We start from the raw sequence: 10,672 nt of genomic DNA on the forward strand, positions 1-10,672 counted from the left end.
GGTTCAGCCGGTGGTCAGCAGCGCGCGGGTGGTCTCCCAGCCTTCGACGGCCGGGTTCAGGGCCGCCAGGTCCGCCGGGCCCCGCAACCGACGCCAGGGCGGCGTCACCGCCACCTGTCCCGGGTGCGGCGCCGCTGCCCGGACGGCCTGCGGATCGGCGGCGAGGGTCAGCGGCGGCAGCCAGTCCGGAGCCGGCAGTTGGGCCGCCACGCCGAGCAGTCCCCCGCCGTCGCCACCGGTCGGAGCCACCGCCACCGGCCGGGTGGTGATCGGTCGCAGCAGCTTGCCGATCAGCAGGCCGGGCAGGTCCGGTGCGTCGGCGGCGAGCACCGCCGCCTGGTCGTAGCCGTGTGCCGCGACGGCGGCCAGCGCCGCGTTGACCGAGATCTCCGGCAGCGGATGGATCGGCATGTCGGGCCAGGCGATCGACCTGGCCAACGGCAGGTCCGCGTTGCTCGCGGCGATCGCCGGTTCCACCTGGCTCAGGGTGGCGAGCAGGTCGACCATGTCCTCGGCCAGGGCGGCCCGCCAGGCGGCGGGATCGGTGCCGGGTGGGGACCAGTCGACCAGGTCGAGAAGAATGACCACGGCACGGCGCATCTGACCCACTCTAGCGGCGGCGGCGTACCCGGCAGGTCCGGGGCGTACCCGGCAGGTCCGGGGCGTACCCGGCAGGTCCGGGGCGTACCCGGCGTGGTTGGCGTAGTCGGTGCGGCTGGCGTAGTCGGTGCGGCCGGCAGGTCGGTCAGTCGGCCAGGACGAAACCGCTGGCCGCCGCCACCCCTTCCAGGTAGCCACGGGCCCGTTCCGCCTTTGGGTAGCGGCCGACGAGCTCCCAGAACCGGGCGTTGTGGCTCGGTACGACCAGGTGCGCCAACTCGTGCAGCAGGACGTAGTCGATGACCCAGTCCGGCATCTCCTGGATCCGGTGGGATATCCGAATGGTCCGGTCCGCCGGGGTGCACGACCCCCAGCGGCTGTTCTGGTTGGTCACCCACCGGACGCTCGCCGGGACCACGACCCGGGCGTGTTCCGGCAGGTAGCGGTCGACCAGCCGGCGGGCCCGGCCGATCAACTCACTGTCTGACCGGCGAAGGCGTTCCTCCCGGGCCGCCAGCCGGGCGAGCATCCGGTCCACCCACTCGGTCTCCTCGGCCCGGGAGAACTGGTCCGGGATGAGGATGACGACGCGTTCGCCCTCCCGGTACGCGGACACCGTCCGGCGTCGGCGCTGGCTGCGCCGCACCTCGACGACCGGCTTACGCGCCCCTGCCATCAGCGGCCCGCGCAGCCCCGGGTTTCGCTCACGATGGCACGCTAATCCGTACTGACCAGGGGAACGCAAGAGGCAACACGGCGTATCGAGGGTGAATCACCCCTTTTGGGGCCGATTGTCGCGAAAAAAGTTACCCACTCGACCGCCGTACGTCGCGCCCGAGCCGCTCAAGGTCACCGTAGGCGATCACGAAGAGGTTTTCACCTCCACCCCCCGGCCCACGATCGCCTGCGGATCTTCTCCCGGCGTGTCACTGCGAATCTGACTTATCCGATCTATTGCGGCATGCACACTCTCGACGTCGACTTACTCACAGTGTCGGTGAATTGTTGACATGGAACCGCCCAGTCCTGGGTAGGGTCCGCGGACCGGCGGTCAACAGTGGCCGCGGAGAAAATCCCAGCGCGCGGCGCCGCCGACGGTCGCCGCGAGCGGGTGCACGCCGGGTCTGCAACCACCCGGCGAGGAGACGAGGAGGGGCACCGTGGCCGACCAGGCCCAGACCTACAACGGTTACTGCGTGAAGTGCAAGGAGAAGCGCGATTTCGAGGGCACTGTCGAGGTGTCGAAGACCGGCATGAACATGGCCAAGGGCAAGTGCCCGGTCTGCGGCACAACAGTCAACCGGATCTTGGGCAAAGCCAAGGTCTGACTTGCGGCGCTGCGTCGAAGGGGCGGCTCCGGCCGCCCCTTCGACGCGTGGCCGGACCCGCCCGACGCAGCGTAGAGCGGCCCGCCACAAAACACCCGACCAACATCGAGTGGCGCACCGCTCTACGCTGCGTCATGTCCGAGCCGCGACACCACCCCGACAGGGCTGTGGAAAACTCGCCGGAATCTGTGGATAACCGAGGACGCGCGGGGCACAGGCTGTGGATAACGAGCCAACGGGCGTTTCGTTACGGTGACAGCCTGTTGTTCATGCCCACCAATCCCCTGCTCAGGCCGACTCTGTTGCCCGGCCTGGCCCGCCTCTGGCGGGACCGCGCCACCCTGCAGCTCGGCTCGGATCCGACGCACGCCGTACTGCTCGACCTCACCGACCCGGCACAGTCCCAGCTGCTCGACCTCCTCGACGGCAGCCGGTCGACCCGCGCCGTACTGGACCACGCCGCCCGGCTCGGCGTCCCGGCCGACCAGGCCCGGCATCTGCTGGACATGCTGATCGCCCGGGGCCTGATCGTCGGCGCGCACACTCTGCTGCCAGCGAACCTGCCAGAGCACGCCCGGCACCGGTTGACCGCAGAGGCGACCGCCCTGGCGCTGCGCCGCGACGAGCTTCCCGGCACCCCGGCGCAGATCCTGCGGCGACGGGCCGCCGCCCGGATCGTGCTGACCGGCCGGGGCCGGCTGGCCCGGCCGCTGGCCGTCGCGGTGGCCGAGGCGGGGATCGGCCACGTCGCCATCGACCTGGCCGGTACTCGCGATGCCCGGGAAGCCGTCGCCACCGCCGTCAGCCGGGCCGTCCCGGGAGTCGAGACCCGCCCGGTACGGCGCGGCCAGGCCACCCTGACGGTGCTGCTCGGCGCCGACCGGCCGGCCAACCTGCTCGCCGCGAGCTACGCCCGGCACCGGCAGGCCCACCTGCTGGTCGACATCCGGGACCGGACGCCGGCAGTCGGCCCGCTCGTGCCGCCGACCGGTACCCCGTGCCTGAACTGCCTGGACCTGCACCGTCGGGACCGGGATCCGGGCTGGCCGCAGCTGGCGTCCCAGTTGTGCGCGATCGGCCCGGCGACGATCTGCGACTCGGCGACCCTGCTGGCCGCGGTGAGTGTCGGGACGGCCGAGATCCTGGCGTTCGTCGACGGTGGTAGCCCGGAGACGATCGGGGCGGCGATCGAGGTGCACGCCCCAGCCCGGCTGCGGCGCCGGGCCTGGCCGGCCCACCAGGATTGCCACTGCCACCGGCGCCGGCCGCGCCGCTGCACCCCGGGGCGGAGCCCTGCCGATGGCGTGGGTCACGCGCAGGGGGTTGGTGGCATGAGCCACGCTCAGGGAGGGGTCGCGGTACGCGATCGTCGGTAACAATGGCCAGGTGACCGATATCCCGCGCTGGGCCGTGTCCAGGACCGCCAAACTCGCCGCGCTGCCGATCGGCTTCGCCGGCCGCACCGTCCTGGGGCTGGGCAAGCGGGTCACCGGGCTCGCCTCCGACGTGATCTCCACCGAGATCCAGGAACGCACCGCCGAGCAGCTGTTCAGCGTACTCGGGCAGCTCAAGGGTGGTGCGATGAAGGCGGGACAGGCGCTGTCGGTGTTCGAGGCGGCGCTGCCGGACGAGCTCGCCGCCCCGTACCGCCAGGCCTTGACCAAACTGCAGGAGGCCGCTCCGCCGTTGCCCGCCGGATCGGTGCACAAGGTGCTGGCCGAGCAGCTCGGCGCCGACTGGCGGGAACGGTTTGTCGAGTTCGACGACCGTCCGGCCGCCGCGGCCAGCATCGGCCAGGTGCACCGGGCGGTGTGGCACGACGGCTCCGCAGCGGGCCGGCCGGTGGCGGTCAAGGTGCAGTACCCGGGGGCCGGCGACGCCCTGCTCGCCGACTTCAAGCAGTTGTCCCGGCTGAGCACCATGTTCCGGGCGATCCAGCCCGGGCTGGACATCAAGCCGCTGCTGAACGAGCTACGGGACCGGCTGGCCGAGGAGCTGGACTACGAGCTGGAGGCGGAGTCGCAGCGGGCGTTCGCCGTCGCGTACGCCGACGACGACCAGATCATGGTGCCGGCGGTACTCGCCGCCGCGCCCCGGGTGCTGGTCACCGAGTGGATCGACGGCGTCCCGCTTTCGAAAATCATCTCTTCCGGTACGGCTGACCAACGCGACCGGGCCGGGCTGCTGATGGCGGTGCTGCACTTCTCCGCGCCGGCTCGGGCCGGGCTGCTGCACGCCGACCCGCATCCGGGCAACTTCCGACTGCTCGACGACGGCCGGCTCGGCGTGGTCGACTTCGGCGCCGTGGCCCGGCTGCCCGGCGGGCACCCCGAGCCGATCGGCCGGCTGGTCCGGCTGGCGCTCGACGGGGACTCCGACGCGGTGGTGACCGGGCTGCGCGACGAGGGTTTCATCAAACCGGACGACCCGATCGACGCCCCGGCGGTGCTCGACTTCCTGCTGCCGATGCTGGCGCCGCTGGCGGCCGAGGAGTTCCAATTCACCCGGCAGTGGCTGCGCGACGAGGCGGCCCGGCTGGCCAACCCGAAGTCGCCGGCGTACCAGCTGAGCCGGCATCTCAACCTCCCGCCGGCCTATCTGTTGATCCACCGGGTGACGCTCGGCTCGATCGGGGTGCTCAGCCAGCTGGAGGCCCGGGCCCGGTACCGGGACGTGGTGCGGCGCTGGCTGCCGGGTTTCGCCCCGACCGGCTGACCCGCACGGACGGCCGGGGCCGTGGTCAGACTCATGGCCTGGTAGACGGATAGTGCCCGGTCCCCGCTGTGTTCAGCGGGGACCGGGTTCGGTCAGCGCCCGCTCAGGCTGCGGGCCCAGAGGTGCCGGGCCTGCATGGCGACGGTGCGGGCGGATCGGGGTGCCTCAGTACGCGCGGTGCCGGCCTGAGGCGGTTGCATTCGCGCCCGGGAGAGCGCTTCGTTGAGCAAGTGCATGACGGCTTCTCCTGTGCTGGTCGGTGCTGCGGTGTGGGTTGTCTGTGCCGGCGCCCGGCCGGTGGTCAACGTGCTCCGATGCATGTCAGGCCGCCAGCCGGACGGTGCCGCGGGAGCCGGCGACCCCGTTGGCCGCCATGCGTGCCTCGACCTCGCCCCGCAGGGCGGCGTCGCGGGCCAGGTCCTCCTTGCGTGGCCGGCCCCGGGGCCGCTTGCGCGGCACGACCGCACCCCGCTCGAAGATCTCGCCGCCCCAGACGCCCCACGGCTCGGCCCGCTCGATCGCCCCGGCGAGGCACTCCACCCGCAGCGGGCAGTCCACGCAGAGCGACTTGGCCAGCTCCAGCTCGGTCGGGGAGTCGGAGAACCACAGGTCAGGGTCGAACTTCCGGCACGGCAGCTCCGCCACGACGTCCGGCTGGCCCGTTGCGGCCGGCCGGCACCCCGGCTGGTAGTCGCTGCGGTCGAGAGTGGCAAACGCCAGACTCATCGCCCGGTCACCTCTTTCTTTCGCTTCGATCTCGTAGATCGCTTCCGACTTGCTCGTACCTGTGCGGCGACAAAAACTAAGGCCGCGGATCCCGGTTGCGGGTTCCGCGGCCTCGAGGTGAGCCGGTGTGGTCTGGTGTCAGACCGGCCTTCCTCGAGGTGGAACACCGCGGGCAGCATCCATGAACGGCTTTTCGGCCGCCGGGATGGTGGTGCGAACGCTGCCTTCGGAGCTGCTGGTGCCAGTGGTCGCCGCGACTACGGACGCACCCCGGAACCGGACCCAGCCCTGATCGACGCCAGCCCACCCGGTGACCGTGCGGTGCTGCCCGGTCGGACCGGCGGGCACCGTCGTCGGCACGGCGAGCCGGAGCCGGTGGGTCTGCTCGACCTGAATCTGAATCTGGATCTGGTGCGCCCCTGCCGAGTGACCGATGGGCGCGACGGCGGCCAGATAGCCACCGACCGTCGGAGCGCAGGCAGCGGTCAGCGTCGACAGCGCGGAATTCTCGTAGCTCAGCACCGTCGTCACCTCCTGCCTGGACTCGTCACGGAAAAACCCTCCACCCCGACGGAGCAGCGAGAACACCCACTGCTCGCGAGGTGTGACCTGAGGCTAAGCCTCTTGCGACGCCGGGGGCAAACCATTTTCCGGGTCGGATTCCGAACTTTTCTGCCAGTCAAGATCATCTACGGCCGCGCCGCCCACCAGAGCGTGCACCGACGGACCGTAGAGCCCCAGCTTGCGGGGGCCGATCCCGGCGATAGCCAGCAACTCAGCGTCGCTGCCGGGCCGCCGCTCGGCGATCGCCAACAGGGTCGCGTCGGTGAACACCACGTACGCCGGCACCCGCTGCTCGCCGGAGACCCGCGACCGCCATGCCCGCAGCCGGTCCAGCAGCTCCTCGTCCAGATCCGACGGACAGGTGGCGCACCGGCCCAGCTTGCGGTCGACGCCGGCCAGCAACGTGGTCCCACAGACCCGGCAGGAGACCGGCTGCCCGCGGCGGCGCTCGCCGGGGCGGCCCGCCCCCGGACCGCCGCGCTGAGCACCGCCGGCACCACCGCCCGAGCGGTCCAGCTGCGGCAGGAACCGGCAGGGCCGGCGGGCCCGCCCGCCCGGCGACCGAGCGGCACCGTAGGACAGCCACAGCCACTGCCGGGCCCGGGTCACCCCGACGTAGAGCAGCCGGCGCTCCTCCTCCAGTTGCTCGGCGGTGCGGGCGTACGTGGTGGGCAGCGTCCCGTCGGCGAGCCCGACCAGGAAGACCGCGTCCCACTCCAGGCCCTTGGCCGAGTGCAGCGACGCGAGGGTGACTCCGGCGACGGTCGGCACGTGCTGCGCCGCCGCCCGCCGCTGCAGCTCGGCGCAGAAGTCGGCGAGCGGAACCGGACGTTCGCTGACCGCCGCCTCCCCCACCGGTACCAGCACCGGTTGGGCGCCGAACTCCTCGGCCAGCTGGACCAGCGCGGCGAGCGCCTCCCAGCGTTCCCGCGCCGCCCCGCCCGGCGGCGGCTGGTCCGGGGTCCAACCCACCGCGGCGAGCCCGGCGGTGACCGCCTCGGTCAACGGGGTCTCCCCGGGCGTCGACCGGACCGCCGAGCGCAGCGCGACCATCGCCTGCCGGATCTCGGCGCGTTCGAAGAACCGCTCCGCGCCCTGCACCACGTACGGCACCGCCGCCTCGGCGAGGGCCTTCTCGTACGCCTCGGACTGGGCGTTGGTCCGGAACAGCACGGCGATCTCGGCGGCCGGCGTACCCGCCGCGATCAGCTCGGCGCAGCGCGCCGCGACCGCCGCCGCCTCGGCCGGCTCGTCGGTGAAGATCCGCACGTCCGGCTCTGGGCCGGGATCACGCTGGCCGACCAGCTCCAGCCGCAGCCGGGCCTCGGCGCCCCGGGCCTGTTTGATCACCGTGTTGGCCAGCCCCACCACCTGCGGTGTCGACCGGTAGTCGCGGACCAGTCGGACCACCACCGCGTCCCGACAGCGCCGGGCGAAGTCGACCAGGTACGCCGACGTGGCACCGGTGAACGAGTAGATCGTCTGGCTCGCATCGCCGACCACTGTCAGGTCGTCCCGCTCCCCCAGCCAGGCGTCGAGCAGCCGCTGCTGCAACGGGTTGACGTCCTGGTACTCATCCACCACGAAGTGCCGGTACTGGGCCCGGACCTGCTCGGCGACGTCCGGGTGCTCCTCGATGCCCCAGATCGCCGCCCGCAGCACGTCCTCGAAGTCGATCACGCCGTTGCCGCGCTTGATCTGCTCGTACCCGGCGTACACCTCGGCCACCTTGGCCGGCTCGTGCGGAGTCTCCCGCAGCGCCTTCGCCGCCGCGACGGCGTACTCGGACGGCTCCACCATCGACGACTTCGCCCACTCGATCTCACCGGCCAGGTCCCGGGCGGCGGCCCGGTCGGTGCGCACCCCGACCCGGCCGGCGGCGAGGGTGACCAGCCGGACCTTGCTGTCCAGCAGCTCGGGCATCTCTCGGCCGCCGAGCAGCCGGGGCGCGAAGTACCGGACCTGGCGCAGCGCCGCGGCGTGGAACGTCCGCGCCTGCACCCCGCCCACGTTCAGCGCGCCGAGGCGGGCCCGCATCTCGGCGGCGGCCCGCGCGGTGAAGGTGACCGCCAGTACGTGCCGGGCGGCGATCTCGCCGGAGAGCACCCGGTAGGCGATGCGACTGGTGATCGCCCGGGTCTTCCCGGTGCCGGCGCCGGCCAGGATGCAGACCGGCACCGCCGGAGCGGTCACCGCCGTACGCTGCTCCGGGTCCAGCCCGCTCAGCACTCGGCCTGGTCCTGGGTCTGAGTTGGTATCGGCCGCCACGGGTAGGAATCATCGCAGCCTCGCGCGACGTTGCACCGGCTAGCCCGGGTGCCGCCCGGGCCGGAACTACTGCGCCCCGGCACCGCCCGGGGCCGGCGACCCGGCGGGCGAGCGCCCGCCGTGGCCCGACGACCGCGGAGGACCTGCTGATGTTGACCATGTATTCGACCAGTTGGTGCGGCTACTGCCACCGGCTCAAGTCGCAGTTCGACCGGGAGCGGATTCCGTACGAGGTGGTCGACATCGAGCAGGACACCGAGGCTGCCGCTTACGTGATGGGGGTCAACGGCGGCAATCAGACGGTTCCGACGGTCCGTTTCCCAGACGGTTCGGCATTGACGAACCCGAGTATCGTTCAGGTTCGGCAGCGGCTCAGCGACCTCGCGGCGAGCTGAGTCGCACTCACGGTCCGTCCGCCGCTGTGCACAACGTCGCATTTGGCTAACACGCCCACCAGAGGACCCCACCGAGGCAGCAATCGGGCCATACTGTTTCGGGCCGTGACCCACATCGCCGCGACATTGGCGGTCACCAAACGGATCGGGGGTGGTTTCCGGTGCAGCCCGAGGAGCCCGAGCAGCCCATACCGAGCCCGAACCTGCGTCGTCGCCGCCTCGGCAGCGAGCTGAGGCGGCTACGGGAGAACGCCGGACTGACCGGTGAGCAGGTGATCGAACGGGTGAAGTGGGCGTCCGCGTCCAAGCTCTCCCGGCTCGAGAACGGGCGCAGCCGGCCGGGGGTCGGCGACGTGATGGACCTGCTCGACCTGTACGGCGTGACCGGGACCGAGCGCGACGATCTGGTCGGCATCGCCCGCGACGCCGGCAACACCCGAGCCTTTCTCAGCTCGTACGCGGTGATGACCAGCCTCCAACGGGCGTACGCCGAGTTGGAGGCTGGTTGCACCGGAATCCAGGAGTACGGCGCGGTGATCATCCCGGGCCTGCTGCAGACCTCCGCCTACGCGAAGGTACGCATCCTCTCGGCGCGCCCGCTGGTGGAGGTGGTTGACGAGCGCACCGCCGGACGCCGGACGATCCTGCAGAAGGCGACCAACCACCGGACCGCCAATCAGAAGCGCAACGCCGACGACCCGGACACCGAGGTCGCGGCCCGGCAGTCCCGGCAGTCGATGCTGCTGCGCGAGAACGGAGCACCGAAGTACACCGCGGTACTGGAGGAGGCGGCGGTCAGCTTGCGCTGCGGCCCACCCGACGTGATGGTGGCGCAGCTGAAGCATCTGCTCGCCATGGCGCAGCTGCCCAACGTCACCTTGCGGGTGCTGCCACCGAACGCCACGGTGGCCTCCTGGTACCTGTCGGAGACCGCGTTCTCGATCTACCACTTCGCCGACCCGGAGGACCTGAGCGCGGTGGCGATCGAGACGCTCGCCGCCGACATGATCGTCAACGACGTGCCGGTGCTCGAACGGTACGGCCAGGTCTTCGACTGGCTCTGCGGGGCGGCCCGCAGCCCGCAGGAGTCGATCGACTGGCTCAGCGACGCCGTGGCCCGGCACGTCGCCGCCGGCGCCACCGAGCTTGACTCCGTACCCGACGGTGCCGCCCCCTCCTCCACCCCTGCCCCGCTGTCCCCGCCCGCTGCGGGCGGGGCAGGCCCCGGCCGACCGGCCGGGCCGCCGATCCAGCGTGGACCGCACGAGCGGGCCACGCGCCGGACCGGCCAGGCGATCCCGGACTGACCGACGGTCCGCCCGCCCGGTCCGCTTGACCAGCAAGGAGCAGGAATGAACCCAGCAGATCAGTCCAGCGTGCGCGTCCCCGGTCCGACCCCGCCCGCCTGGCGCAAGAGCAGCCGCAGCCAGAGCACCAACTGCGTCGAGGTCGGGGCGACGGCGGGTCACCGCGCACCGGTGCTGATGCGCGACAGCAAGGACCGCCGCGGGCCGGTGCTGTCGTTCGACCGCACCACCTGGCGTGACTTCATCGACAGCGCCAAGGACGGCGAGTTCGACCTGGTCTGACCGCCGGCGCCGGACGGCGGGTCGAGCCGGGTGGCCAGCGCCACCCCGACCCGGCTCGACCCCGACACCACCTCCACCGAACGGACATCAGGATCGATCCGTTCGTCAGGTTTGACCGACCATCGCAACGGGTTCTCCTTCTGCGGCGACGACCGATGGAACTTCCAGCAGGAGCCTGTCCGACCTGAGCCATCGGCCGTCCTACCCAGGTCACCGGTTGCTCGGAGTCGTTCATGCGATACCTGATCGTCCGCACGGAGATCCGCGCGGTGGCACACGACGAACTCATCGCCGCGGTCCGCACCGGCCAACGCATTCGCGACGAGCGGACCGCACCCGAGCCGCGCCGGCAGACGGTCTGCGCGGAGAACCTCGAAGCGGCCTTGCACCTGGCCCGCGCACTGTCCACCGTCGGGCCGGTCCGCTCCGGCCGGCAACGGGTGAAGGTGGTGCCGGTCCCGCCCATCGGCTGACCGGCACACGCCCC

At 71.8% G+C, this 10,672-nt stretch carries 13 protein-coding genes; 7 read left to right on the plus strand and 6 right to left on the minus strand.

What is annotated here, in order from left to right; all coding sequences use genetic code 11:
- Positions 1-3 precede the first annotated feature (3 nt).
- Both ACFHW1_RS02415 and ACFHW1_RS02420 read right to left on the minus strand, forming a co-directional pair.
- Positions 4-600, minus strand: coding sequence for a hypothetical protein (locus ACFHW1_RS02415; protein WP_416552241.1), 597 nt, complete (start codon positions 598-600; stop codon positions 4-6).
- 145 nt (positions 601-745) lie between these two features.
- Positions 746-1,276 (minus strand): M48 family metallopeptidase, encoded by a 531-nt coding sequence (locus ACFHW1_RS02420; RefSeq protein ID WP_278167200.1) that lies wholly within the window; start codon positions 1,274-1,276, stop codon positions 746-748.
- Positions 1,277-1,760: 484 nt separating this feature from the next.
- Between ACFHW1_RS02420 and ACFHW1_RS02425 the strand changes: the two genes are divergently transcribed.
- The 3 genes from ACFHW1_RS02425 (at position 1,761) to ACFHW1_RS02435 (ending at position 4,643) form a co-directional block, all read left to right on the plus strand.
- On the plus strand, positions 1,761-1,928 hold the full coding sequence (locus tag ACFHW1_RS02425; RefSeq protein ID WP_233606684.1) for a DUF5679 domain-containing protein: 168 nt from the start codon (positions 1,761-1,763) through the stop codon (positions 1,926-1,928).
- Between the two features lie 269 nt (positions 1,929-2,197).
- Positions 2,198-3,304, plus strand: a complete 1,107-nt coding sequence (locus tag ACFHW1_RS02430) for a hypothetical protein (RefSeq protein WP_416552240.1) — start codon at positions 2,198-2,200, stop codon at positions 3,302-3,304.
- Between the two features lie 10 nt (positions 3,305-3,314).
- The gene (locus ACFHW1_RS02435) at positions 3,315-4,643 is read left to right on the plus strand and encodes an ABC1 kinase family protein (protein ID WP_416567632.1); all 1,329 of its coding nucleotides are present in this window, start codon (positions 3,315-3,317) and stop codon (positions 4,641-4,643) included.
- A gap of 92 nt (positions 4,644-4,735) precedes the next feature.
- Here ACFHW1_RS02435 and ACFHW1_RS02440 read toward each other — a convergent pair whose 3' ends face one another.
- The 4 genes from ACFHW1_RS02440 to ACFHW1_RS02455 all read right to left on the minus strand — a co-directional run bounded on the left by ACFHW1_RS02440 (position 4,736) and on the right by ACFHW1_RS02455 (position 8,162).
- Positions 4,736-4,879, minus strand: a complete 144-nt coding sequence (locus tag ACFHW1_RS02440; protein WP_416552238.1) for a hypothetical protein — start codon at positions 4,877-4,879, stop codon at positions 4,736-4,738.
- An 85-nt stretch (positions 4,880-4,964) separates the two neighbouring features.
- Positions 4,965-5,369, minus strand: coding sequence for a WhiB family transcriptional regulator (locus tag ACFHW1_RS02445; RefSeq protein WP_278167197.1), 405 nt, complete (start codon positions 5,367-5,369; stop codon positions 4,965-4,967).
- Positions 5,370-5,507: 138 nt separating this feature from the next.
- Complete coding sequence (locus ACFHW1_RS02450) at positions 5,508-5,891, minus strand: hypothetical protein (protein WP_416567634.1); 384 nt, start codon at positions 5,889-5,891, stop codon at positions 5,508-5,510.
- 93 nt (positions 5,892-5,984) lie between these two features.
- Positions 5,985-8,162: an ATP-dependent DNA helicase UvrD2 gene (locus ACFHW1_RS02455; protein ID WP_416552236.1), complete on the minus strand. Its 2,178-nt coding sequence runs from the start codon at positions 8,160-8,162 to the stop codon at positions 5,985-5,987.
- Positions 8,163-8,350: 188 nt separating this feature from the next.
- Here ACFHW1_RS02455 and ACFHW1_RS02460 point away from each other — a divergent pair, with 188 nt between their 5' ends.
- The 4 genes from ACFHW1_RS02460 to ACFHW1_RS02475 all read left to right on the plus strand — a co-directional run bounded on the left by ACFHW1_RS02460 (position 8,351) and on the right by ACFHW1_RS02475 (position 10,658).
- A complete protein-coding gene (locus ACFHW1_RS02460) occupies positions 8,351-8,596 on the plus strand; it encodes a mycoredoxin (RefSeq protein WP_123605336.1) in 246 nt (81 codons plus the stop codon).
- 161 nt (positions 8,597-8,757) lie between these two features.
- The gene (locus ACFHW1_RS02465) at positions 8,758-9,903 is read left to right on the plus strand and encodes a helix-turn-helix domain-containing protein (RefSeq protein ID WP_416552235.1); all 1,146 of its coding nucleotides are present in this window, start codon (positions 8,758-8,760) and stop codon (positions 9,901-9,903) included.
- A 45-nt stretch (positions 9,904-9,948) separates the two neighbouring features.
- A complete protein-coding gene (locus ACFHW1_RS02470; protein ID WP_416552234.1) occupies positions 9,949-10,185 on the plus strand; it encodes a DUF397 domain-containing protein in 237 nt (78 codons plus the stop codon).
- A gap of 233 nt (positions 10,186-10,418) precedes the next feature.
- Positions 10,419-10,658, plus strand: a complete 240-nt coding sequence (locus ACFHW1_RS02475) for a hypothetical protein (RefSeq protein WP_416552233.1) — start codon at positions 10,419-10,421, stop codon at positions 10,656-10,658.
- Positions 10,659-10,672 lie beyond the last annotated feature (14 nt).

Source organism: Micromonospora sp. LOL_014, assembly GCF_048060245.1.
GTDB lineage: Bacteria > Actinomycetota > Actinomycetes > Mycobacteriales > Micromonosporaceae > Micromonospora_E.

Excerpts from the sequence above, each read along its gene's own strand:
- ACFHW1_RS02470 (WP_416552234.1), top strand. The coding sequence starts at position 9,949 with ATGAACCCAGCAGATCAGTCCAGCGTGCGCGTCCCCGGTCCGACCCCG.
- ACFHW1_RS02430 (WP_416552240.1), top strand. The coding sequence starts at position 2,198 with ATGCCCACCAATCCCCTGCTCAGGCCGACTCTGTTGCCCGGCCTGGCC.
- ACFHW1_RS02475 (WP_416552233.1), top strand. The coding sequence starts at position 10,419 with ATGCGATACCTGATCGTCCGCACGGAGATCCGCGCGGTGGCACACGAC.
- ACFHW1_RS02420 (WP_278167200.1), bottom strand. The coding sequence starts at position 1,276 with ATGGCAGGGGCGCGTAAGCCGGTCGTCGAGGTGCGGCGCAGCCAGCGC.
- ACFHW1_RS02415 (WP_416552241.1), bottom strand. The coding sequence starts at position 600 with ATGCGCCGTGCCGTGGTCATTCTTCTCGACCTGGTCGACTGGTCCCCA.
- ACFHW1_RS02440 (WP_416552238.1), bottom strand. The coding sequence starts at position 4,879 with ATGCACTTGCTCAACGAAGCGCTCTCCCGGGCGCGAATGCAACCGCCT.
- ACFHW1_RS02445 (WP_278167197.1), bottom strand. The coding sequence starts at position 5,369 with ATGAGTCTGGCGTTTGCCACTCTCGACCGCAGCGACTACCAGCCGGGG.
- ACFHW1_RS02460 (WP_123605336.1), top strand. The coding sequence starts at position 8,351 with ATGTTGACCATGTATTCGACCAGTTGGTGCGGCTACTGCCACCGGCTC.